The organism is Floridaenema fluviatile BLCC-F154, assembly GCF_041929135.1.
Taxonomy (GTDB): Bacteria; Cyanobacteriota; Cyanobacteriia; order Cyanobacteriales; family Aerosakkonemataceae; genus Floridanema; species Floridanema fluviatile.
On sequence record NZ_JBHFNS010000077.1, the window covers coordinates 19,414 to 42,936 of the forward strand.

The window sequence follows — 23,523 nt, forward strand, 5'->3', positions numbered from 1 at the left end:
CTATCGAGCTATCCTCCCAAATTTTTCTCGCCGGAAAATTGCGAATATCCTCTCGGTTTATGGTAATTTGGGAGGAAATCCAACAAATAGTCAGGTTGATTTATGGCTTTTAATATTAATGCTCTAAATTTACAAACAATTAGAAAAGGATCGACAGGATCTTATGTTAGTGCTTGGCAACAATTTTTACAGTCGAAAAGCTTTTCTATTGGTGCAGCTGACGGAGTATTTGGTAATGTCACAGATATAGCTACTCGCAATTATCAAGCCAGCAATAATTTAACTGTAGATGGAGTGGTAGGGCCAGGAACTTACGCTCGGGCTTTAGAACAGGGATATCTGTTTTTTGTCCCTAATCGCACTGCTAATATGATGTTGACTTATCTCAACTTTGGCGGAGCAGAAATTAGAGATTTGCAGCGCAGTTTAAATATTATCGGCCCTTTGGTTCCGCCATTAGCAGTTGATGGTGATTTTGGGGCGAGAAGTGTTGAAGGATTAGCAGAAACTTATAAAAAAATAGATATCAACTTTCGTCCCAGATTAGAACAAACTCTTTCAACAGCAACTAAACAAAAATTAGGCGCAGATTTACCAGCAGCTTTAGATATTATTACTGAATATGCCAGAAGATTAAGGCAGCAATTAAGTGGTGCTCATTGGGTGAGATTTTTTCCCGGTAGCATTTCCATAGCTGATTTAGCTTCACCATTTCGCCAAAGAGTGCAAGCATTTGAGCAAGCACTAAGAGCCGCAGGAGCAAAAATGGTAATTGCGGCTACTTACCGACCTCCACAAAGAGCTTATTTAATGCACTATGCTGCCCGTATTTCTCGTGGAGAAATTGCTCCTCAAAATGTACCTTCTTATGCTGGTGTTTATATTGATTGGGTACATTATACAAATGCGGGTTCTGTGCAAGCAGCAAGAGATATGGTAAATGCTTATGGGATTGGTAATAATCCTGTAGCTTTAGTTTCTCGCCACACTCAAGGTTATGCAATTGACTGGGAAATTACTTGGTCAGGAACATTAAATGTGAGAAATGCTCAAGGCAGAATAGTTAGTATTGGCACTCCTCGAACTAGTTATCAAAATAGTATTCTTTGGCAAGTTGGGGCGACTTATGGTGTAATTCACTTAAGATACGATCCACCACATTGGTCGATCGATGGAGGTTGATTTAAGCTAGTTCGTTGTAGTGACTTTAGTCTTACTTTTTGATAAGGGAACGACTGAAGTCGCTACTACGAACTTAGAAATTGCTGGTAGTTTCTGGTGTCCAATCTTCTCCAAGACGCAGGGTTAAATCGGATTCAATATCACCTATAGAAGCAGATTCAATTTTGCCTATTCCTAAAGTGGACTGGAATTTTTCTGCTGCTTTAATATCACCTTTTTGCACAATAATTTGGGTGTTTCTTTCGGTTTCGGGCCAATCACGAACTAAATAAATATTGCGGAAACCTAATTTTCTTAAATATCGAGCAGCGCGACTACTCATGTTTGGTTGACCAGAAGCATTTTGAATAGCGATGCGGATAGAAGTTTCCGAATTATTATCAGTTTCCTTAGCAATTTCCTTAACTTCTACACCAAAAAAGTCTTGCATAACCCGATCGCGTTTTCCCTCATCCACTACCCAATAACTCCTGCCATCAAATTCTCCTGTTTCGCTAAATCGACCAGGCAACATTACCATTTTAATATCAGTTTTTTCTAAGTTCATGCCAAAATTTGCCAAAGCTAACATTTCTTCCCAATTAATATTAGTATCAACATAGTTTTGCATGACAGAAATAATTTGAGGTAAGCGAGGCAAAATACCAGGATTTATTAAACGTTGTCTTAAGGCTTTTAGTAATAACTGTTGTCTTTGGACTCTGCCAATGTCACCATTTTCATCTTGACGAAATCTCGCAAATTGTTCTGCTTGTTCTCCATTTAAAGTTTGCAAACCTGGTTCTAAATTAATTTCTAACCCTTGAGTTACATCTTTATAGTGCATTTTTTTGGGGACAAAAACTTCCACCCCACCGACTAAATCAACTAATTGGCGGAAAGCTTCTGTGGTGACTCGGACATAGCGATCGATCTTAACTCCATCCAAAGTGTCGCTCACAACTTCCGCGGCTAAAGCTGCACCACCATCAACATTGGCTTGGTTAACTTTTTCAATGCTTAAAAATGGATTATTAACATGAGTATCGCGGGGAATAGACAGCATTTTCACCGAGTTATCACTGGGATCTAAACGCACTAATAATAATGTATCGCTGCGACCATTTAAACCAGCAGGTGAGTCTGTCGGTGCATCAGGAACTCGATCGACTCCCATCACTAAAATATTAACTGGTTGCGTCATTTTGTGAACAGCAAACTTTTGGACAATTTGGGTTAGCGATCGCGTTTCCTGTTCTCCAGCGACGAAAGGTAAAGGCGTAAAAATCCCTAAACCAATTCCTAAACTAGCAGCAACAGCAGTTGTTACCCCAAACGTTAAACCCCAGAAAAAACTACGATCTTTCCCAGTTGACTGAATTCGTTTTACTGCACTATTTTTTAAAGTTTGCCATCGCTGAACCGGAGTAGTCTTCTCCGTTTTTGATGACAAGTTAACCGACTGAGACTCGGAACCATTTTCGATCGGTTCTGCTGTATCGAACATTTGTAACACTCCTACCACACCAAAAGCAATTTTGACTTGCTTATATCAAGTTAGTTTAATGAACTAACTGGAAATAGAAAACGGCTAATCGCCTTTTTTGTCAAGTCACAGCATTATACAGGGATTTTACCTGTTGTAGAAGAGTATAATCTGAAACCAAAAGTAAGTTGTTGCGCTTCAGCGCCAGTTTGCCGCTGAAGCGCAACAACTTACCTAATTCGGTTGTACGCTGCTAAACAGAGTTTGCCAATTTACTCTATTGGCGGAGGTTTCTGTTTCTTTGACTTCAAAGGTGAGGTTACAAGCTTTCGGTTCTTCTAATGTCTGTACGCAAAGTTCGGCGATATCTTCCCGGCTTACCTTACCGCGAATATTGTCGCCTTGTTCAAAAACTAAACTTTTCCCTCCTGCTTCTTCAGTTAATGCAGTAGGTCTGATAATTGTGTAAGCAATTCCACTTTCTCGGACGCTATCTTCTCCCCGCAATTTCCAAGTTAAGATTCCCCCTAACGCATCATTCATTCTCACTGCTGGAGGTTCTTCTTCTAAGTTAATTCCCGGACGACCTGGACGAGTAACACCAGCAGAACTGACTAAGATAAACTGAGGTAAACTCGCGCCATTATAAGCTTTAATCGTTTCAATTTGTAAGGCAAAACCGCCTGGGGTAAAGTTGGGATTAAGTGCGCCATCATATTCAAATTTACTCAGCATTAATTGGCAAGAACGAATGTTACTAGCATCGATCTTTTCGGAATCAGGTACAGTTTTGGCGCGAAAAACGGGAACTAAATCGACAAAAGGAATGCGAATATCTAGCCAGGTATTGGGAATTGTATCGAAGGAATAGCTATAACCAATTCCATCCCATTTGGTATCAGTTCGTAGGAAAAATTTATAACGGTTGCCATCACCTTTGACGCGCAACTCGACACCTTCGTAAGCAGATAAATCTAAAGCTGTGTCAAAATTGCGAGTGCGAATGGAAGCAAAACCTCCCGAATTAGCAGTGGAAACATTCCCAGCAAATAAAGCAGTATTATCTACTAATTGGATATTGCTGGCGCTAACTCCACCCATAACTACATCATCGATCGCACCCCAAACATTTTTAATTTCCTCCCCAGCATTACCAAAATCAAAAATCATTTTCTCATCAGCTTTTCCTAAATATTTTGCTGCTGCTTGCACCAAGTTTTTCACACCTTGGTATTCCACAAGTTCGGGAGAATCTACCACTTCCGGCAGATAAAATTTCACGCCTTGATAATACTTTTCCCGGTTAGGAGTGTCGCCTTCTACAGGTTGCACTCGCGCACCTGTACAACAAATTACAGCAGTAATATTGCGAAAAACTTGCTCAGTTAAAGTTTCCGGTTTGGTAATATCACCTGCTACTAATTCTAGGTTATTACCGAACATTTCTTGTGCTTTTTCCAGATTTCGCACCAAAGCGCGGACTTGATAACCTCGATCGACAAGTCGTTTGACAACTCGCTTTCCCACACCGCCAGTTGCACCAACTACTAGCACTACTCCCACTCTTTTTCCTCCCTCAAATTCAGTTGATTTTTCAGTGAAATTCCCAGTAAATATCCTTTGAATACAGTTGACAAAGGGTATTACCTCAAAGTAAGTGAGAGTTTGGAAAAATCTGCCAAATTCCCAAGGTGCGCGATTATTTTCCGCCATAATCTATCCTTGCTACTTAGTGCGATCGTCCACTTGTATTTTAAAGGTGATAGTTGGTAATTGGTAGTTAAAGCTTAGCCCCTAAATATTTTCGTTCCCAAATATTACAAGCGTCAATTTTTAGCTCGGATAAATTCATGAGCTTGCAAACTACCCTCAAGGGTACTTTGCTTGACCAGCTTTCGCTAGTAGCTTAGAAGAGTAAACCAAGATATTGCAAAAAGAGAAAATATGTCTGAAGAAAATCTTCAAAATCCTGAGATAGAAAGCCCTTGGAAAAGTTGGTTGCTTACTGCTCTCACAGGTCTGATTGGTACCGCATTGGGAGCGATTCTTCAAGGATATTCAACCCTTCAATTGGAGAGGCAGAAGTTTGAATTTACCTTGATTCAGAAAACGTTAGAAGCTCCCACTCAAGATCAGGCAGCCAAGCAGTTAATATTTTTAGTAAACTCTGGTGTAATTATTAGTTTAGACAGTGAAAAATTAAAAAAAATAGCCCAAACTGATCCGACGCAACTTCCGGTTTTAGTTCCAGATACAGATACATCACGCGAAACATTTTTCAATAACTATGCTAAAGAACTTGGCTATCTTTCTCCACAGGGTAAAGCAGCATTGACCCAAATTTTCAATTTCCTGGGAAAAGATAAAGATATCAGAAACATTCGCCATATTGCTTATATTTTAGCAACTATCAAATATAAAACAAATAATACTTATATCCCAGGTATTGAGAGTGAAGAGCTTGGTAAACAATATGAAAATAGAGAGGATTTAGGTAATGATAAACCTGGTGATGGTTCCCGTTACAGAGGGCGTGGCTATATCCATATAACAGGCAAAGAGAATTACACAAAAATGAGCAAAGTGTTAAATTTCCAGGGTACAGATAATGATTTAGTTCAACATCCAGATAAAGCTGCTGACCCACAAATTGCATATCGGATACTTATGTATAATCTGAATACAGGATATTTTACTGGTAGGAAGCTCAGTGAATTCATTACAGATAATAACGTTGATTACCTCAATGCACGTCAGGTAATAGATCGAAAATTTGACAGGGCAACAGAAATTGCTAATAATGCCCAAAAATTTGAAATGATTCTCCGTGAAAGTCTTCCCAAGAAAACAAATTAAATCTAGGCTAATCTCAAGGATATCTTACACCAATTACATCAAATATCATCAAAAATTTACCAAATTGTCGGAGTCATGCCACAATTACTCTTTTAGTATACTGGTAATGAAAGAATACAATTTTTGTTCCCTTAAGCCTTAAGTATTTGTTATTTTATCACTGAGGAGAGGCGATCGATCCTCTCCCCACTCTTCCCCAATACCTCAGCATCTAATTTCCCTTCTTTTGCCGCTGTCATTAAAGCATACATCGCATCATAATATAAATTTTTATCATAAGAAAGCAAAATCAAATCCACTCCGGCATTAATCGATTTGACCGTAGCATTTGCCACCCCATCCTTACTGCCATAAACCGCTTGCATTCCAAAATCATCGGTAATTAAAACCCCATTATGTTGCCAATTTTGGCGAATAATTTCTGTTACTACCTTATGAGAAAAAGAAGCGGCATTTTCTGGATCTACTGCCATTAATTTAGCGTGTCCAATCATCGTAAATGCTTGGGTATTTTTCATCACTTCCCGAAAAGGAACCCAATCATCATTCATTAACTCTTCTACAGAAGCATTTAACTCTGCTTCGGCAATATGGGTATCTGTGTTAACTCTTCCTAAACCGGGAAAATGTTTAATTGTACATTTAACATTGTATTGTTCTAAAGTTTGGCAATACCATAAGGCGACCTTGGCGACGACTTCTTTATTTTCGGAAATTGCACGGCGAGTAATCTTAGAATATTTATCATTAACAATTTTGACTCCTTTATTTAAATCTACTACTGGTGCAAAGTTCAAATTTACGCCAATTTCGGCTAACTCTTGGGCTTGTTTAGCTGCGTATTCAATGACTTTCTGTTTTTGTTGGTCGATGCTTTTGTCATCATCAATTATTCTGCCTAAAGAAGGTAATTTAGTTAATGGTGGTGATAATTTTGATACTATTCCACCTTCTTGATCTGCCGCAATTAAAAGAGGAGGTAAACCTTGATTTTTGCGGATTTCTTGCAGCGTTTGAATTTCTTGTTTTATCTCCGCTTTGGTTTTGCCATGTACATTTCTGTTAGTAATGAAAACTCCTGCTATTCCTTGTTTTTCCACTAATAATTGTAATTCATCAAAGTCTCTGTAACCAATGACGAAATGTTTACCTAAATTGGCTACTTTCAGGGGTGTTGTAAGTGCAGGAGGTGCGGGAGGTGCGGGAGGTGCGGTAGGTGCAGGGGTTTCAGCGGTTAACTTGTTTAATACAGTTTGTTTTGTTAACAGAAATTTGACTTGGGAAGCTGTACTAATGGAAAGACTAAACCAAGCTAAGGTTAAAATTACTATACTAAGTCGTCTTCTTTTACCGCGAAAGATTTTGTGAAAAGCCCAAATTTCTGTAAGAATCAGAAAGCTACTAATAATAATAATTAGCCAAAATAAAAAGTTTCCCCAATTTGACCAAGCTGGTGTTCTAAAATGAAAAGCTAGGAAGAAAATTGTAAAAGCTAAAAAGAGTCTCAGTAGTCTACTAGAATTACTCATAAAAAAAGCACACCCCAACCAATCCTTTCACCTAACTTTTTCGATCGAATGCGGTTAAGCACCAACTTTGAATAAAATAATTCAGACTGGGGAGAGATGACAAGCTATTTTAGTAATAATTAGTTAAAGTCGTTGCAGTGACAATCTAGCAGTATCTTATATTAAGAACAAGATGAGCGATCGCCCAGCGATACCGATAGCTGATATGATTGATGCCATAATTTCTGCGGGAACTTCTGAGACGGAGACTTTTAACTGCACTTGGAGTGGAGAAATTTGTCCGATCGAAGGGGTAATGTACCTGGAATGTTCGGACAATACACGCTTTCGCGTCGCGCAGAAAGTCACAGAATGGACGGAAGGAAAGCGCAGTTGGCAAATTATCCCTAGCACTGATTCTACAGGCGAAGTGTCACAGGTAACGCTGGTGAGTTCGGAAAGTTTAGCGAGTGACACAGAAGCGCCGGATATCTGTGAGTTAGTGGGAAGGGTGGTACAACTTGGGAAACGTAACTCTTTGGTTCAGTTTAAGATAAAGCGATCGGATCAAAAAACTCTCAAGCTGACTCTGGTTAATTCCCGCAATCTTAATCTCAAACTAAGTCAATTGCTGAAAGTGCAAGCGCAAAGAGTGGGAAAAACTTTGCAAATTTTGAGTGCGGTATCTGTTGAGGAAACTTCGGTAAGTAGTGAAGAAACTCAAGTTACATCTGTCTCAATTTTACCAACAGGAGAAACTTCTAAAAAGCTACCAACCTCCGAAACTCCACCACCAAATGATGCTGCTTTAACTGCACTTTTGGAAGAAACACAACAGTCAGGTTGGCAACTTGCGCCAGCAGTTAAACGGCGAGATGGTTGGGAGTGGGAAGCAGTTTTGCCAAGAACAGGAAAACGCGCCAGAGTGTTGATTAAAGGCAAAAAAATTAAAGTTTATGAGTATGCACCAGAGGTTAAAGAAGTAGTTGAATTAGGAAATACTCAGGAAATAACAATTGATGAGCAAGAGAATTTAAATAGTAGATTAATTGTCCGTCCTTTGGGTGCAGCAAAGGGAATTGGTGCTTCTTGTTTTCAGGTATTTATTGGCCCTTATGAAATTGTAATGGATTGTGGCACTCGTCCGAAAGGTTACGATCCTTTACCAGCGTTAGATCGTTTACAAAACCCGAATTTACTGTTAATTACTCACGCGCATCAAGATCATTTGGGTGCAGTTCCGGTGTTTCATGCAAGGTTTCCAGCTGTGAGGATGATTTGTACTCCGGGAACAAGAGAAATCGCTCATGTAATGTTACAAGATTGTTTGAAAGTTCAGCAAATGAACGAAGATTCGCCGGAACTTTTTGATGAGACGGATTTAGAAAGGACTTTGTTTAGGTTAGAAACTCAACCAATTGGAGTGGATTTTGAACCTTTACCGGGATTAAAGGTAAGATTTATTAATGCTGGTCATATTGTTGGTGCTGCTTGTATTTTTATGCAGTATGGCGATCGATCTTTAGTCTACACAGGAGATTACAATACTACTTCCAGTCGGACAACGGAAGGTTTAAAATTAGCAGATTTGCCGAAAGCAGATATGTTAATTACTGAGTCAACTTATGGCGCAGATAATCATCCTAACCGGAAAGCGCAAGAGAGTGCTTTGTTGGAAGCGATCGCAGAAGTTGTAAAAAATGGTGGTAATGTTTTAGTTCCAGCTTTCGCATTAGGAAGAGCACAAGAAATTATATTAGCAATTCGCACTTCTGCGGTATTTCATAAACTGCAAATTCCCATTTTTGTAGATGGGTTAGTTAGAGCAGTTACCGACGTTTTTCGAGATAATTTAACTTTACTTCCCCAAGCAGTTAAAAACTTCGCCCAACAAAAACAAGAACCTTTCTTCGATCCTAGTTCTCCTTCTCCCGTTATCCCGATTACTTCGCCGAAACAAAGACCTTTAGCAATGGCAAAACCCAGTGTAATTATTGCTAGTTCCGGGATGTTAACGGGAGGGCCTTCAATTTATTATGCTAGTACTTTGTTAGAAAGGGAAAATGCCGCAATCTTCATTTCTGGTTATACTGACGAAGAAAGTCCCGGTCGTTTATTGCAGAATTTAAACACAGGAGATACGGTAACATTAGAAGGCAAAGAGTTAAATGTCAGAGCGCAGGTTCGCAAGTTTAATTTAAGTGCTCATGCTGACAAAGTAGGTTTAACACAAGTAATTCATCGGGTAAATCCCCAGCATTTAATCTTAATTCACGGTTCCCATGAAGCATTACATGAACTCTCGCGTGCGGGAGATTTAAAAGAGAAATATTATATTCATATTCCCTCAGTTGGAGAGGAAATTGTTTATGGAGAAGCGCCGGAACATTTAAGTGCGAGAAGGATAGCACAATTTGATTTACCGAATGAGTTTGAAGTAAATGTAGAAGCAGAAGTCGAAGGTGCTTGGATTAGAATACCAGAAGAAATTATTGAAACAGATCCGCGTTGGCAAATGTTAGCGGAAACTGGGGTTTTAAAAGCGAAATGGGAAGGTTTTCATTTAAAACTTAGTCCGCTAACGCAGAGAGATATTGTGCTGGAGGAAGCGATCGCATCAGGAGAAGATTGTTGTGCAGTTTGTAACTTTTTCCGCGCCGGAAAATGCCAATCCGAAGAAAGTCCCTTGTTTAGTTTTTCCGTAGATCCTACTAGTAAATGTTTAGAATTTATCAGAAAGGGTGTAGTAGGAGAAACCAACGAAAAACCCGAAGATGAAGAGGAAAATTACGCAGAAGAAGACGAAGAAATGGATGATTTTTACTTGCTACCCGAAGATGAAAATTGAAAACTGTAGAGACGTTATATATAACGTCTCTACAGTTAGGTGTAAAACTAACCGATTAAACTAAAGGAATTCGCGCTTTATATCATCAAGAGATAATTTTTTTCCTGCTTTAAACTCCTCTCTTGACTTCTGAATAATTTCCATAAAATCTGGATTCAAACTAAGCGGCAGAGACTCTGGATCGACATTATTCAAAGAAGTAACTACAGCGATCGCTTTACCATGAAGAGTTAGAATAACCATCTCATTACTAAACTCTTCCACGTATGTAGATAATGGTTGTGATGCAGTAGAAATTTCAAGCGTTTTCATTTAGTTTAACCTCTTGACCTGCAATAAATAAATTATTACCTTCTTTTTTTGCAATTGCTAGTATACGTACTGTATCCTGTTCTTCAGATACAACTTCATAAAAAATACGTAAAGCACCTATTCGCAATTCCCAAGGTGCAAGAGGATTTGGGCGCATTGGTTTACGATTTCGAGTTTCTATTAAAGGTTCATACATAAGTTGTTCCTCAATAGATTGAATCACAATAACTCTTTCCCTAGCAGATAAGTAACTAAGATGCTCTCGAATCGATTCAGCAAATTCGATTAGATATGCCATTGAGTATTACTTAGCTTACTACAAAATTTCGGTCAAGTGTAACGCATTTTCACTTTTAAAAAGAAGATCCTGGTTGTTTTAAAAACTCTGCTTCTTCCGGCGTTGTCTCTCTTCCTAAAATTTGATTGCGATGGGGAAACCTACCGAAACGATCGATGACTTTTAAATGTTTAATAGCATAATCAATACAACTAAGACTATCAGGATCGTCGCGCAGTTGTTCAAATAATGCCAAAGATTGATGCTGATGTGCTAAATTTTCGCTATGTTCAAAAGGTAGGTAAAAAAACCAGCGTTTTACCGGGATAAATTGCCGATCGAACTCTCGTTCAACAGCATATTGTGCGAAAGCGAGTGCTTGGGGATCGGTAGCAAAAGATTTTGGGCGATCGCGAAACATATTCCGGGGAAATTGATCGCACAAAATAATTAATGCTAAACAACTTTCTGGGTTCTCTTGCCAATGATTTAGTTTACCAGATGCCGCTAATTCGTAATCAGATAAAAAGCGAGTTTTCACCTGTCGATCGAATTCAGAATTTTTGCTAAACCAAACATCGCGAGGTTTGCCATAATTAGGTTCGGCGGGCGAACCAAACCAAAAGTTTAAAATTTCCTGAAAGTTTGCCATAATTAATAGAGATTGTTAGACAGTTGATAGTATTTAAAAATCAGAGAAACTGAAGAAAAGATGAAAGTAAAAGCAGCAGTTGCCCATAGTGCCAAACAACCTTTAAGCATTGAAATGGTTGATTTAGAAGGGCCAAAAGAAGGGGAAGTTTTGGTAGAAATTAAAGCAACTGGAGTATGTCATACTGATGCTTATACTCTTTCCGGTGCAGATCCAGAAGGGCTTTTTCCTACTATTTTAGGGCATGAAGGTGCAGGAATTGTGGTGGAAGTAGGATCGGGGGTGAAGAGTTTACAAAAGGGCGATCGAGTAATTCCTCTTTACGTCCCCGAATGTCGTCATTGCAAATTTTGCCTTTCCGGTAAAACAAATCTCTGCCAAGCTATCAGAGAAACCCAAGGAAAAGGCGTAATGCCAGATGGGACAAGTCGCTTTTCTTTAGATGGTAAAATGCTACATCATTATATGGGAACTTCGACTTTTGCTAATTATACAGTAGTTCCCGAAATTGCTTTAGCAAAAATTAGGGAAGATGCACCTTTAGAAAAAGTTTGTTTATTAGGATGTGGCATTACAACTGGAATTGGTGCAGTAATTAATACCGCAAAAGTGCAAGTTGGCGATAATGTTGTAGTTTTCGGTTTAGGTGGAGTTGGTTTAAGTGTAATTCAAGGTGCTAAATTAGCTGGTGCTAACATGATTATTGGGGTGGATATTAACCCGAATAAAAAGGCATTAGGCAAAAAATTAGGAATGACTAATTTTGTCAACCCCAAAGAAATAGAAGGCGATTTAGTTCCTTATTTGGTAAACTTAACTAATGGCGGTGCTGACTTTAGTTTTGAATGTATTGGCAATGTAAATATTATGCGTCAAGCATTAGAATGTTGTCACAAAGGTTGGGGAACTTGTGTAATTGTTGGCGTTGCTGGCGCTGGCGAAGAAATTTCTACTCGTCCGTTTCAATTAGTTACTGGACGCACTTGGAAAGGTACAGCTTTTGGGGGAACAAAAGGACGGAGAGATTTGCCAAAAATTGTTGATTGGTATATGGAAGGTAAAATAAATATTGATGATTTAATTACCGAGTTTATGCCTATTGAAGATATTAACAAAGCGTTTGAATTAATGCACGAAGGTAAATCAATTCGGAGTGTGGTTATTTTTTAAAGGGACTGGGGACTAGGGACTGGGGACTGGGTACTTGGAAAGCTCCTTACAAATGACAAATGACTAATGACTAATAACAACATGACTGAAACAGGAATTTTTGTACATCAATTTGAGCTTGGGCCTTGGGATAATTTTATCTACTTAATTGGCGATCGCGCAACTCGTACCTGTGCGGTAGTCGATCCCGCTTGGGATGCACCAACCATATTAGCAGAAGCAGAAAAATTAGATGTAAAAATCACTCACATTCTCTGCACTCATAGTCACTTCGATCATGTTAATCGAGTCAATGAAATATTAGAAGCAACTGACGCGCCAGTACACATGATGGGAGAAGAAATCGATTTTTCTGGATTTAAAAGTGAAAACTTAGTGCGTCATTCTCCCGGCGACAGTTTAACCATTGGTCAACATTTAGAAATTACCATGATGCACACACCCGGACATACTCCCGGATGCACAAGTTACCGTATTCCTGATGCTTTAGTCACCGGAGATACGCTGTTTGTCAATGGTTGTGGACGCTGTGATTTCATTGGCGGAGATCCTGAAACAATGTTTTACACATTGCAAGATTTAATCAAAAAATTACCCCCAAAAACCACCATGTACCCAGGACATAATTACGGCGACAAACCAACAGCAACCTTAGATACGCAACTACAAACAAATCCTTACTTACTCTTACCAAAAGTAGAAGATTTTATCAGTCACAGAATGCAAGGAAAAACCCCAAATACACCCCTTCCTCCCGAACCAAAATGGCATCCCTAAATCTCTTTCTTCTTCCTCTTTCCTTCGTTTCCTTCGTGCCTAATTCGCTATCGCGAATCGCTGCGCTAACGTGGTTCAATAAAAACATCCCTCGCACAAGTCAAAGGATATTATGAGTGAATCAGAAGCGATCGCAAAAACCCCATCCCCCCGAACCCTAGAAACCTTAAAAAACGACTTCCGTCAACTTGGATTACAACCAGAAATGACAATAATAGTACACAGTTCCCTTAGTTCATTAGGTTGGGTTTGCGGAGGTTCAGTAACAGTTATTCAAGCTTTAATGGATATCATTACGCCAAATGGTACAATAGTAATGCCTGCCCATTCTGGCGATTATACCGATCCTGCTACTTGGGAAAACCCACCTGTTCCGAGTGATTGGTGGTCAATAATTCGGGAAAATATGCCAGCGTTCGATCCGCAAATAACACCGACAAGGGCGATCGGTAAAATTGCCGAAAACTTTCGCATTTTCCCTCAAGTTTTGCGAAGTTATCATCCAGTAGTTTCCTTTGCAGCGTGGGGAAAACACGCCGAAAATATTATTAAAAATCACTCATTAGATTACTCCCTTGGTGAATCTTCTCCCTTAGCTCGCCTTTATGATTTATATGGTTGGGTATTATTATTAGGAGTAAGCTACGATAGTTGTACTTGTCTACATTTAGCTGAATATAGAGTACCACAACCACAAGAAGTTCAGCGTGGAACTGTTATTGTAGAAAACAATCAACCAGTTTGGAAAAATTACCAAGATGTGGAATTTAATGATGACTCTTTTAATCAAATAGGTGCTGCTTTTGAACAGACTCAAGCTGTTAAAATTGCGCCAGTTGGATCGGCAGAAGCGAGATTTTTTCCAGTTAAGTTAGCGGTGGATTTTGCAGTAGATTGGTTGAATAATAAATTAAGTTGCTAGTTATGAGCTTAAGCGTTTTCGATCCCCCTAAATCCCCCTTACCAAGGGGGACTTTGAAATCAGTTCCCCCCTTACCAAGGGGGACTTTGAAATCAGTTCCCCCCTTACTAAGAGGGACTTTGAATTCAGTTCCCCCCTTACTAAGAGGGACTTTGAATTCAGTTCCCCCCTTGGTAAAAGAGACTTTGAATCCAGTTCCCCCCTTGGTAAGGGGGGTTAGGGGGGATCAACAATATGTGCAACTAAAGTAGAGGGTAAAAATGCAAGAATCACAACGTCAAAGATCGTTGCAAGGGTTAGAACAGTTTCTCACCACTCCCTTAGCAAGTTTACTGCAAAAAGATAATGTGAAAAAGGCGGAATCTGCAACTTTAGCTTTGTTTCATTCTGTCGCTGCTACGGTTCCCGCTTATCAAGCTTTTTTAAAAGTACAAAATATTAACCCGGAAACTATTAAAAGTTTAGCTGATTTCTCCCAATTGCCGCAAGTTACTAAAGAGAATTATCTCAAGGTTTACTCCTTAGCCCAATTATGTAAAGATGGAAAAATAGAAAGCTGTGATATAATCGCTGCTTCTTCTGGTTCTACTGGTAAACCGACTTTTTGGCCTCGGTTTTTCAGCGATGAATTGGCAATTACTATTCGGTTTGAGCAAATATTTCATGATAGCTTTTTCGCTGATAGTCGGCGGACTTTAGCGGTTATTTGTTTTACTTTGGGAACTTGGGTAGGGGGTTTATTTACAACTAATTGTTGTCGCTATCTTGCTAGTAAAGGTTATCCGATTACTGTTATTGCACCGGGAAATAATAAGGAAGAGATTTTTCGAGTTGTGCAAGAGTTGGGTGGTGCTTTTGAACAGGTGGTTTTGTTGGGATATCCACCTTTTATTAAAGATGTGGTTGATACGGGAATTGCGCGAGGTGTTGAATGGCAGAAGTTTAGTATTAAAATGGTTTTTGCGGGGGAAGTTTTTAGTGAGGAATGGCGAAGTTTAGTTGGGGAAAGAGTAGGTTCAACTAATTTTTGTTATGACTCTGCTGCACTTTATGGAACTGCTGATGCGGGAGTTTTGGGAAATGAAACTCCTTTGAGTATTTGCATTCGTCGTTGGTTGGCAAATCATCCTGAAGCGGCAAAAAGTTTGTTTGGCGAATCGCGTTTACCGACTTTGGTACAGTACGATCCTTTGAGTCGGTTTTTTGAAGTGGAAAATGGGCAATTGTTGTTTTCTGGGGATAATGGAGTTCCTTTAATTAGATACAATATTTTGGATACTGGTGGGATAATTCCATACAACGAAATGTTGAGGTTTTTGGGAGAATATGGTTTCGATCCTTTGACTGCTTTGGGGGAAGAAAGAGGGATTCGGGAGTTACCTTTTGTTTATGTTTTTGGTCGATCGAACTTCACAGTTTCCTACTTCGGTGCTAATATTTACCCGGAAAATGTCACGGTAGGATTGGAACAACCTGTAATTAAAGAATGGGTGACAGGGAAGTTTGTTTTGCAGGTGAAAGAAGATGCCGATCGCAACAAGTCCCTCTCAATTGTGGTAGAGTTAGCACCAGGAATTACAGCTGATGAAGAGATGAAAGTAGCGATCGCAAACTCCATTCTTTCCCAACTGCAACGACTCAACAGCGAGTTTGCTAACTATGTTCCTCAAGCATATCAAATGCCCCAAATTACACTCACTCCAACGGGAGATCCTGAATATTTCCCGATCGGCGTTAAGCATCGCTACACCCGAAAATGAGAGAAACAGAAGGTAGGGTGCGTCAGAAGCTCAAGTCCTGATTTTGTCTATCAAATCTAGGGTCTGACGCACCCTACAACTCTACAACTCTAAAAAGTTAGGGGTGCAAGGGGGGCAATATCGGGATCGTTTCCACCTAACTGATTAGTGCGTAACATCAATGCAGTTGCACCTTGTTGGAGAAAACACTCTGTAATGCTATCACTGGCAACACGAGGCAACACTGTCCGCCAACTAATTAAACCTCTGAGTAAGGTTTTTAATGGATCGTCTTCCAGAGTACTACCTAAAACGGCGGATTCTTCTGACCAATCGGCACGCGCACTGCCAAAGGGCATTAAGTGCCATTTTAGATCCTTTCCGAGTTTTTCTAATTGCTTAAGTCTTTGCGCTCGATCGGGATGTTGTTTCATCCATGCTTTAATATCAGAGGCGATATCGGGATGATTTCGGATCGATCGCGCCATTTGCACTAATGCCGCATACAAGCTTTGATTAGAATCTTGAGAGCAGTTATTCGCAGGGCCTACATAAGTTCCCCCAGTACCATCGCCAATTCGATAACGTGCTGCCATTACTTCCAACTGACGAACTAACACATCTAAGGGCGATCGCTCTTTTCCCTCCGCTACTTCATAATTCCCAGTAAACGGATCGAATTCAATCAGTGTATCGGAAATTGGGCGCACTCCGATCCAACCAAATTGACGATCGCCCATATACCTTGACCAGTGCATACTTCCAGAGGTTAACCCATCTGGATTTTGCGTGTAAATTTGATGATAGATAATGTCCCAGCGTAACTCATCAGTGAGAGGTTCGCGGATGACTGTAGCAACGCCAAAAGCAAAGTGTCCAAAGTAAACAGGGCCTTGAGCAGCGGGTTCAATTTTTTTGCCACCAATCCCACCATAAACATGAACTAGTAAGGCGCGAGATCCTTCTTGCCAAGAATTTTTAACTTGCTTCAAAGACTTAGACGAGTAACTTAAAAGAGTCGAGCTAATCTTGCCTTTTTGCTGATTTAATTTTCCCCATGATTCCTTTTTCAAAAAGGTTTCTACCGCTGTTTTTCCCACAACTTCTTGAGTGGCATTCAGTTGAAATAAAGCACGGGGAGCGATCGCTTGCACCACAAAAGATCCATTCTTGCCAGGTGCGCCGTAGATATACCAACCTGTTTCATTGACCGGAGATTGTTCAATCCCTTTATTTGTAAAAGGATAAGTATCATTATCATCTTTAACTACTTGTGGCAACCAAACAACTTCCTCTACTCCATCAAACTGCTGACTAGCTTTGTTGAAATGAACGACGCGAAAATGTTCTGGAGTCGCAGAGTTCTCAACCGATCCTAAGAATTTTACCAAACCGTAGAAACGTCCAGTAATTTGAATGGGCTCACGGGAAATCACCAGATAAATCGGACTTCCCCCTTCCAACTCCTGCACCACTACCGGATCGGGTAATGCCACAATTAGATCGTCTTCCGGGTGAGCACCTGCCAAAGATTCTAGCGGATCGACCAGTTGCCAGTGGTTGAGGCGAGTTGGATACACACCACCCTCTTGACTCTTTTGTTCAGCAGTGGGGCTGAAATGCACATCTTTAGTGACTTGGCGTAAGTAAGCTTGAACTTTCGGATCTTCACTCCAACGCAAAGTGACAACTTTACCGATCGAGTGGGCATATTGTTGGGGTGCATGATGGATCTCAAAAGGCACACTTTGAGATTGACGTTGCTCAGGAGTCGGTAAAATTAAGCGACCGATCCAGTTAGCAACGGGACGATAGCGATCGCTAGCAACTGTAGCCGGAACAGGGTAAAATTCGGGACGGTTGAAGGCTGCTTCCCGATAGCGATCGAGATTACTCAAAACGCGAGGTTTATGGACTTCTGCCAGTGCAGCTGTTCCTTGAAGAATGTCAGCGACCGAATCTACAGTTTGTTGTAGAGCACTGCGACCATCAGCAAGCAATAAATCTGCATCCATTACACCACCAGGAACTTGATGTCCAACTGCACCAAGATTAATTAAAGTCACTTTCCCCATCCGTTTAGTGCGATTCCAGTAAGAAAGAAATAACAGTTTCCAGCGTTTGGGAAAGAAGATTGGCCCCGCCCGTTCGACAACATCTTTATTACCAACTAAATGATAAAAGTGTTCTAGTTTCAGAGAGTTGTTATTGCCACTAAACACACCTGCGATCGAGATAATATCGATCGGTGCTTGCAAAGCATCCTTTAAATAAGGTGCCGCTCCCATCGAAATCTGTCCACCACCGCTAAAACCAATCAAAGTAATCGGTAAACCGCTGCCGGGAACATAGCCATGATTGAGTAAGCTATTGTAAATCACTTGAGCCGTTCCCCGATTGTAGATCGGCCCATAACGACTGTCAGCAGACACCGAAACCATAAACATATTTCGCAGATTGATCGCAAAAGCCAGCAAACCGCCATTTCCGCTCGATTGTACGCGATCGGCCCAGTTCCAAAACCAAGCAAAAGGACGATTCTCAGTCAAGGCGCGGTTCATCGGTGAGTAGGGCATCAAACCCCGGATGATTTGAATATCATCAGGCAATACCTGAGCTAAATCATCCAGAAACCTTTCTACATCAGGGAGATAGTCAAAATTTGCCTGCCCAATGCCATCAAGATAAATTACATAGCGAGAAACTGTTGTTTCTGTGGGTGCTTGTTCTTGAAGTTTACCCAAGTTTTCTTTTGTGGTGGCGATCGGATCGCCATACCACCCCGCCCACCAACCTAACGCTTCTAGAGGAGTGAGCAAAATCGCCAACAGTAGCGCCACTAGTCCGATTCCGACTAGATTAAAGATTAAACGAACAGTTACGCTCATGGCAGCAAAAGCAGTTTGAATCAGCAGGGGTAGGAAGGGTAACAAAATTATCAATGCCCCGGTAACTAAAGCCAGCTGCCAGAATTTTTTCGATCGCCCAGATGCTTGGTTGGTCATGAATTTCTGTTATCCTGATTGCTTGGGTTAGTTTGTAAGCCTGTTTCTAATAAGGTTTCTAAGCTGCGTAAGTCAGTTACTAAGTTAGTTCCAGCGGTAGTATTTGCCAGCCAAGTGCCCAAGGCTGAAATTGGTTTTCCGATCGTTCGCTGCAAGATTTGTAAAACAAACCATCCCAGCAAACTACAAGCAAAAGCTTCCCACACACCAAACCCCGTGGCTGCATTGAAACCTCGCACAAATGCCAGTAAAGTCCACAGGGAAAGCAAAACTTGGATCGGTACACCGAAGTAAGGCATAGCAATTAAAAAACTCAGAATTTGGGGAGCCGTAGCCAATCCCACCATGCGATAAACTATGTTGAAATCAACAGTTTGTTCAAATAAAAATCGACTAACTAGCCAAGTACTCCAGATCCAAAAACCATAGCTAAACACAAACAAAATAGCTGATAGTAATAGGCTCAGAATAAAACGGAAAGGTTTAACCCGGTTGATGAATAGGATAATACTTTGTCCGATCGCCTGCGAAAAACCCGCTAACAACAATACATTAATTGCTATTTGGTTAGCATCGGGTAATTTTGCCATCACCTGAAATGCTTTTGGATTTAGTGCGATCGCTCCTTTAACTAATTCCCAAAAATCCGCAGATTCCATCTCACATATCCATCCATAAATACTAACGTAAGTTGCTTATATAAAGTAGGGTGCGTCAGACCGATAAAGTTAGCTATTTTAACCAAAATTCTGCTATCTGACGCACCCTACAGCTTTAAAGTCCCCCTTGTTAAGGGGGATTTAGGGGGATCTCCGATTTGTGGCATTGAAATCACTCAATTTTAAGAAGCAGGACTTTCCGCACTCTTGAGAACTTCAACAGTATCTTCTTCAGCGGCTATTCTCGCTTCGATCGCCTCAAAAACAGCTACCTCCGCTTCTTCCGCAGCAGCAGCGGCAAGTAAGATTGCAGCGATCGCATATTCTTCCGCTTCTTGAGCGTGTTTTTGCAATTTGTCTTTCGCCTTTTGCGCTTTCCAATCTGCTACTTCCGCTTCAACTTCTGCCTTTTTCGCTTCAATACGTTGCGCCAGTTTTTCCTTAGCAGTTGCCACTTCCTGCTTTTTAGTTTCTAACTTGGCTTTCGCTATTTCTAGCTTTTCTTTGATTGTAGATTCTGCTTCTTTGGAAGCTGTACTCAGTTTTTCTTTGACTTGAAATAAATGGCTTTCAATCCCATTAAGTTGGACTTTCAGATCGTCACAGAATTTTTCAATTCTTTCGCTCATGGTAATCTCCTAAAATTAAAAAAATGTCAGTTAGAAACCTAAAAACAGAGAAATTTGAAAAGTAAACCAAGGATTCGTATCATCTGTTACGGCGCGGCGGATTCCATCTGAGGGAAACGCGATCGAACCTACAGAAAGAAAGAATAAATTTTGCGAAATTGACCAACGAGTTGTTAACATTACTTCATGTCCAATACTGCGAGAATCCAGCGTTGATAAAGCGGGATTTCCCCCCAGATTGTTCAACTGATTGGCAAACAGGTAAAAGTAATCTATAGAAAATTGTAACCTATCAGTGGGCTGTACTTTAAATTCAACTCGATGAGAAAGTAAATTGCCATTAGAATAGACTTTAGCTAAGTTAATTCCTTGCAGCCAATCACCTAATCCACCACCGCGCAAAGAATCAAATCTTTCATAAGTAGAAGTTTTGGGATTATCGCCGCTGAAAGCAGCAAATCGATAACTAATACTAGGTCGCCAAGGAGTATTTTGAAAAGTATAACCTCCCCAAATATAACCTGCATGAGCAGACATAGCAAAGTTACTATTCCATTCGTGAGCATATTCGCTTTCTAGCCATAATCCTTCAATACCAAAAGGTGATGTCCAACGCACTCGCGGATTAATTACTTGTAAACCTTCTCTAGTTTGTTGTTTACCGTCAGGAAAAGCGTAAATTGTGTTTGATTGAGGAACTGTAATATATGCTAATGCTGCTTCAAGATTGCGGTTATTATTGTACTTGAAATTAACACCTAAAAAGCGGGATTCTGTATCTGCGATCGGTAACTCATTCGGATTCAAATAAAACCCTTGAATTAAGAATTGACCAATTCGCAAATCCGCTAAAACCGCATTATCATAAACTGTTCGAGCATTGAGAAAACTAGCACCCCGTTCTAAAGCATTTGCCGAACCTAACACTTGTCCAAATAGAAAATTGCGATTTAGTTGAAAGTTTTGTCTTCCAGCTGATATATTGAATGATATAGGAGAACCTTTTTCACTGAAGAGAAAACCCCCATAAAGTTTTTCCACTGCACCATAAAACCTTGTATCATCTCGAAAGATATCAGGCGCTAAAGTTGCTGATTGAGTGAAACTAAATGCACCGTAAACATAGAGAGGAATATTACCAATTTTAGTAATACCTGCCAAGCCTGGTTCAATATAAAATTCGGGCCAAGTAATTGTACCTTTTGGTTGATAGTTTCCTCGGACAAAATTTTGGCTGTTATCAAACCAAGGATTTGTATCGCTGAAAACTCCGAATCCGGCATTTAAAATGAGTTTTACTAAAGTGCGATCGCTCTCATAAAGCGTCGGAAAATCGCCAAATCTCCCAGTAACAAAAATACCTCTTGGCGCTTTAGTTTCTGGTGGTTTTGCAGTCTCTTCTGGTTGCAAATTAACTAATAAAGCGACGATAACTCCACCTGGGTTATCTGCTTGATAAACTCGGTATTCTGCCGATGCAACAAAAGCTAATTGTTGTACTTGATTAGTAGCTTTTTGAGCAAATAGTGGACTAAAGCTGCTACCAGCACGAATGGCAAAAGTTTCGGCTATTTGTTGTTGTAACTGCTGATTTTTTGCTGGATCGTTTGTGGGATTATTTAGGTGAATATAAACTCGTTCGATCGCACTTCCCTCTGCTACTCTTGGCGGAATCAGAATCCCCGCATTAGGATCGAAAGTGTTGGTTGGTAAAGATTCTGTTTGCTTTTGATTTGTGGCTTGGATGCGATCAAAAATCAAAAACTCCTCTAGCGTAATTTCCGGTTCAGCTTCAGTCGATGTTTGCCGCTCCAAAAGGTCAACCGCACGAGTAGAAATAACCTGATTATTGTCGGTTACTGTAGGTGTTACTTGTGCCAAACTTAGTGAAGCGAAACCCAAAATAGACACAGTTGAAGTTGAAATAAACCCCAAAAAATCATGATGCCAGAGCAAACAACGAACCATTAAATAAACCTCACACTTTTACTAAATCCCACCGCCTAGTTCTGTTTTTGCTTCCTGTACTCAAACTCGATTACTACTGCTTTACCAACCTCCTAATTCGAGTCAGTAATTACCAAATTGGCGATCGTTCTCGCAAAAACTCTACTCTATTCAGGAAAAAGCATAGACAATAAAAGTGCAAAACTGGTGTCCGATCTCAAATTTATGATAATTTGATTGACAAGAAATCCCAGTCCCGTAGAACAGGCATCTTGCCTGTTATTCCTAGTCCCTAATCTGAGATCGATCGCAAAACGACCCAGTAAAGCTTAAGAGATTGCCAAAAAAAAGCACCCTTCAGATGAGAAAGCATTATCGTGATAAACGTTTGAATGCTTGACATGAAGCTGAAAGTGTATTAACCATAACTTCAGCCTGATTGATCGACAAGTCTTCATAACCAAGTTGTCAGACTGATTGACACAGAACTAAAAGGAGATTTTCATGGCAGCTATTAAAGTAGGCATTAACGGATTTGGTCGCATCGGTAGATTAGTATTCCGCATCGGACTCGACAATCCAGAAATTGAAATGGCTTGCATTAACGATCTTGTACCACCAGAAGCGATCGCCTACTTATTAAAATACGACTCCACTCACGGTCGTTTCGCGGGCACAGTGGAAGCTAAAGAAGACGGCATCGTTGTCAACGGCAAGTTTATCCCCTGCGTATCAGTAAGAAATCCCGAAGAACTACCTTGGGGAAAAATGGGCATCGACTACGTAGTTGAGTCTACCGGACTATTTACCAGCTTTGATGGTGCATCCAAACACCTCACCGCAGGCGCGAAAAAAGTCTTAATTTCCGCCCCCACCAAAGATCCCGATAAAGTTCCTACCTTTGTCATGGGAGTCAACGACGACAAATACGACCCCAGCAAAGATAACATCGTTTCCAACGCCAGTTGCACCACTAACTGTTTAGCCCCCGTCGCCAAAGTAATCAACGATAACTTCGGACTTGTCGAAGGCTTAATGACTACAGTTCACTCCATGACAGCCACCCAGCCCACAGTTGACGGGCCCAGCAAAAAAGACTTCCGCGGTGGACGTGGTGCTTCCCAAAACATCATCCCCGCTTCCACAGGTGCCGCAAAAGCCGTTACTTTAGCGATTCCAGAACTGAAAGGCAAACTCACAGGGATGGCTTTCCGCGTACCTACCCCCAACGTTTCTGCTGTTGACTTAACCTTTAAAACCGAAAAAGCCACTAGCTACAAAGAAATTTGCGAAGTCATGAAGAAAGCATCGGAAAATGAACTCAAAGGAATTTTGGGTTACACCGAAGATGATGTAGTTTCCAGCGACTTTATCACAGATCCTCATTCCAGCATTTTTGACGCAGGTGCCGGAATTGAATTAAACTCGAATTTCTTTAAAGTAGTCTCTTGGTACGACAACGAATGGGGTTATTCCAGCAGAATGGTTGACCTAATCCTCGCAATGGCAGCCAAGGAAAAATCACTTCAGCCAGCTTAGAAGAGATGGGGGATGGGGAGATGGGGGGATGGGGGA

The 23,523-nt window shown here is 40.5% G+C and carries 18 protein-coding genes; 8 read left to right on the forward strand and 10 right to left on the reverse strand.

Annotation, left to right across the window (positions count from 1 at the left end; translation table 11 throughout):
- Positions 1-102 precede the first annotated feature (102 nt).
- Positions 103-1,182 carry a peptidoglycan-binding domain-containing protein gene (locus ACE1B6_RS20430; protein WP_413259107.1) on the forward strand — a complete coding sequence of 360 codons (1,080 nt, stop codon included), beginning with the start codon at positions 103-105 and terminating at the stop codon, positions 1,180-1,182.
- 73 nt (positions 1,183-1,255) lie between these two features.
- Here the strand turns inward: ACE1B6_RS20430 and ACE1B6_RS20435 are convergent, their stop codons facing one another.
- Together ACE1B6_RS20435 and ACE1B6_RS20440 are read right to left on the reverse strand one after the other, a co-directional pair.
- Complete coding sequence (locus tag ACE1B6_RS20435) at positions 1,256-2,668, reverse strand: LCP family protein (RefSeq protein WP_413259108.1); 1,413 nt, start codon at positions 2,666-2,668, stop codon at positions 1,256-1,258.
- 213 nt (positions 2,669-2,881) lie between these two features.
- Complete coding sequence (locus ACE1B6_RS20440; protein ID WP_413259109.1) at positions 2,882-4,360, reverse strand: CIA30 family protein; 1,479 nt, start codon at positions 4,358-4,360, stop codon at positions 2,882-2,884.
- Between the two features lie 231 nt (positions 4,361-4,591).
- On the opposite strand from ACE1B6_RS20440, the gene ACE1B6_RS20445 reads away from it, so the two are divergent.
- Complete coding sequence (locus ACE1B6_RS20445; protein WP_413259110.1) at positions 4,592-5,503, forward strand: hypothetical protein; 912 nt, start codon at positions 4,592-4,594, stop codon at positions 5,501-5,503.
- 149 nt (positions 5,504-5,652) lie between these two features.
- Here the strand turns inward: ACE1B6_RS20445 and ACE1B6_RS20450 are convergent, their stop codons facing one another.
- Entirely contained in the window at positions 5,653-7,032 is a 1,380-nt protein-coding gene (locus tag ACE1B6_RS20450) for a glycoside hydrolase family 3 N-terminal domain-containing protein (protein WP_413259111.1), read from the reverse strand.
- A gap of 172 nt (positions 7,033-7,204) precedes the next feature.
- Here ACE1B6_RS20450 and ACE1B6_RS20455 point away from each other — a divergent pair, with 172 nt between their 5' ends.
- Positions 7,205-9,859, forward strand: a complete 2,655-nt coding sequence (locus ACE1B6_RS20455) for an MBL fold metallo-hydrolase (RefSeq protein WP_413259112.1) — start codon at positions 7,205-7,207, stop codon at positions 9,857-9,859.
- 60 nt (positions 9,860-9,919) lie between these two features.
- On the opposite strand, the gene ACE1B6_RS20460 is transcribed toward ACE1B6_RS20455, so the two are convergent.
- From ACE1B6_RS20460 to ACE1B6_RS20470, 3 genes are read right to left on the reverse strand one after another with little or no spacing between them, the layout of a single operon-like run.
- A complete protein-coding gene (locus ACE1B6_RS20460) occupies positions 9,920-10,171 on the reverse strand; it encodes a hypothetical protein (protein WP_413259113.1) in 252 nt (83 codons plus the stop codon).
- Positions 10,158-10,469, reverse strand: coding sequence for a type II toxin-antitoxin system RelE family toxin (locus ACE1B6_RS20465; RefSeq protein WP_413259114.1), 312 nt, complete (start codon positions 10,467-10,469; stop codon positions 10,158-10,160). Before ACE1B6_RS20465 ends, ACE1B6_RS20460 begins: the two co-directional genes overlap by 14 nt.
- Positions 10,470-10,524: 55 nt before the next feature.
- Positions 10,525-11,100 carry a DUF924 family protein gene (locus tag ACE1B6_RS20470; RefSeq protein ID WP_413259115.1) on the reverse strand — a complete coding sequence of 192 codons (576 nt, stop codon included), beginning with the start codon at positions 11,098-11,100 and terminating at the stop codon, positions 10,525-10,527.
- A gap of 60 nt (positions 11,101-11,160) precedes the next feature.
- On the opposite strand from ACE1B6_RS20470, the gene ACE1B6_RS20475 reads away from it, so the two are divergent.
- The 4 genes from ACE1B6_RS20475 to ACE1B6_RS20490 all read left to right on the forward strand — a co-directional run bounded on the left by ACE1B6_RS20475 (position 11,161) and on the right by ACE1B6_RS20490 (position 15,729).
- Positions 11,161-12,270: an S-(hydroxymethyl)glutathione dehydrogenase/class III alcohol dehydrogenase gene (locus ACE1B6_RS20475; protein WP_413259116.1), complete on the forward strand. Its 1,110-nt coding sequence runs from the start codon at positions 11,161-11,163 to the stop codon at positions 12,268-12,270.
- A gap of 66 nt (positions 12,271-12,336) precedes the next feature.
- Positions 12,337-13,047 carry an MBL fold metallo-hydrolase gene (locus tag ACE1B6_RS20480; protein WP_413259117.1) on the forward strand — a complete coding sequence of 237 codons (711 nt, stop codon included), beginning with the start codon at positions 12,337-12,339 and terminating at the stop codon, positions 13,045-13,047.
- A 112-nt stretch (positions 13,048-13,159) separates the two neighbouring features.
- Positions 13,160-13,969, forward strand: coding sequence for an AAC(3) family N-acetyltransferase (locus ACE1B6_RS20485; RefSeq protein WP_413259118.1), 810 nt, complete (start codon positions 13,160-13,162; stop codon positions 13,967-13,969).
- A gap of 260 nt (positions 13,970-14,229) precedes the next feature.
- Positions 14,230-15,729: a phenylacetate--CoA ligase family protein gene (locus tag ACE1B6_RS20490; protein ID WP_413259119.1), complete on the forward strand. Its 1,500-nt coding sequence runs from the start codon at positions 14,230-14,232 to the stop codon at positions 15,727-15,729.
- Positions 15,730-15,818: 89 nt separating this feature from the next.
- Here ACE1B6_RS20490 and ACE1B6_RS20495 read toward each other — a convergent pair whose 3' ends face one another.
- The 4 genes from ACE1B6_RS20495 to ACE1B6_RS20510 form a co-directional block, all read right to left on the reverse strand.
- Complete coding sequence (locus ACE1B6_RS20495) at positions 15,819-18,713, reverse strand: CAAX protease (RefSeq protein ID WP_413259120.1); 2,895 nt, start codon at positions 18,711-18,713, stop codon at positions 15,819-15,821.
- Positions 18,710-19,372, reverse strand: a complete 663-nt coding sequence (locus tag ACE1B6_RS20500; protein ID WP_413259121.1) for a hypothetical protein — start codon at positions 19,370-19,372, stop codon at positions 18,710-18,712. Before ACE1B6_RS20500 ends, ACE1B6_RS20495 begins: the two co-directional genes overlap by 4 nt.
- Positions 19,373-19,554: 182 nt before the next feature.
- Positions 19,555-20,001, reverse strand: coding sequence for a hypothetical protein (locus ACE1B6_RS20505; protein WP_413259122.1), 447 nt, complete (start codon positions 19,999-20,001; stop codon positions 19,555-19,557).
- 30 nt (positions 20,002-20,031) lie between these two features.
- Positions 20,032-21,969: an alginate export family protein gene (locus ACE1B6_RS20510; protein WP_413259123.1), complete on the reverse strand. Its 1,938-nt coding sequence runs from the start codon at positions 21,967-21,969 to the stop codon at positions 20,032-20,034.
- A 483-nt stretch (positions 21,970-22,452) separates the two neighbouring features.
- Here ACE1B6_RS20510 and gap point away from each other — a divergent pair, with 483 nt between their 5' ends.
- Positions 22,453-23,487 carry a type I glyceraldehyde-3-phosphate dehydrogenase gene (gap, locus tag ACE1B6_RS20515; protein ID WP_413259124.1) on the forward strand — a complete coding sequence of 345 codons (1,035 nt, stop codon included), beginning with the start codon at positions 22,453-22,455 and terminating at the stop codon, positions 23,485-23,487.
- Positions 23,488-23,523: the final 36 nt, after the last annotated feature.

Excerpts from the sequence above, each read along its gene's own strand:
- ACE1B6_RS20430 (WP_413259107.1), top strand. The coding sequence starts at position 103 with ATGGCTTTTAATATTAATGCTCTAAATTTACAAACAATTAGAAAAGGA.
- ACE1B6_RS20435 (WP_413259108.1), bottom strand. The coding sequence starts at position 2,668 with ATGTTCGATACAGCAGAACCGATCGAAAATGGTTCCGAGTCTCAGTCG.
- ACE1B6_RS20440 (WP_413259109.1), bottom strand. The coding sequence starts at position 4,360 with ATGGCGGAAAATAATCGCGCACCTTGGGAATTTGGCAGATTTTTCCAA.
- ACE1B6_RS20445 (WP_413259110.1), top strand. The coding sequence starts at position 4,592 with ATGTCTGAAGAAAATCTTCAAAATCCTGAGATAGAAAGCCCTTGGAAA.
- ACE1B6_RS20450 (WP_413259111.1), bottom strand. The coding sequence starts at position 7,032 with ATGAGTAATTCTAGTAGACTACTGAGACTCTTTTTAGCTTTTACAATT.
- ACE1B6_RS20455 (WP_413259112.1), top strand. The coding sequence starts at position 7,205 with ATGAGCGATCGCCCAGCGATACCGATAGCTGATATGATTGATGCCATA.
- ACE1B6_RS20460 (WP_413259113.1), bottom strand. The coding sequence starts at position 10,171 with ATGAAAACGCTTGAAATTTCTACTGCATCACAACCATTATCTACATAC.
- ACE1B6_RS20465 (WP_413259114.1), bottom strand. The coding sequence starts at position 10,469 with ATGGCATATCTAATCGAATTTGCTGAATCGATTCGAGAGCATCTTAGT.
- ACE1B6_RS20470 (WP_413259115.1), bottom strand. The coding sequence starts at position 11,100 with ATGGCAAACTTTCAGGAAATTTTAAACTTTTGGTTTGGTTCGCCCGCC.
- ACE1B6_RS20475 (WP_413259116.1), top strand. The coding sequence starts at position 11,161 with ATGAAAGTAAAAGCAGCAGTTGCCCATAGTGCCAAACAACCTTTAAGC.
- ACE1B6_RS20480 (WP_413259117.1), top strand. The coding sequence starts at position 12,337 with ATGACTAATAACAACATGACTGAAACAGGAATTTTTGTACATCAATTT.
- ACE1B6_RS20485 (WP_413259118.1), top strand. The coding sequence starts at position 13,160 with ATGAGTGAATCAGAAGCGATCGCAAAAACCCCATCCCCCCGAACCCTA.
- ACE1B6_RS20490 (WP_413259119.1), top strand. The coding sequence starts at position 14,230 with ATGCAAGAATCACAACGTCAAAGATCGTTGCAAGGGTTAGAACAGTTT.
- ACE1B6_RS20495 (WP_413259120.1), bottom strand. The coding sequence starts at position 18,713 with ATGACCAACCAAGCATCTGGGCGATCGAAAAAATTCTGGCAGCTGGCT.
- ACE1B6_RS20500 (WP_413259121.1), bottom strand. The coding sequence starts at position 19,372 with ATGGAATCTGCGGATTTTTGGGAATTAGTTAAAGGAGCGATCGCACTA.
- ACE1B6_RS20505 (WP_413259122.1), bottom strand. The coding sequence starts at position 20,001 with ATGAGCGAAAGAATTGAAAAATTCTGTGACGATCTGAAAGTCCAACTT.
- ACE1B6_RS20510 (WP_413259123.1), bottom strand. The coding sequence starts at position 21,969 with ATGGTTCGTTGTTTGCTCTGGCATCATGATTTTTTGGGGTTTATTTCA.
- gap (WP_413259124.1), top strand. The coding sequence starts at position 22,453 with ATGGCAGCTATTAAAGTAGGCATTAACGGATTTGGTCGCATCGGTAGA.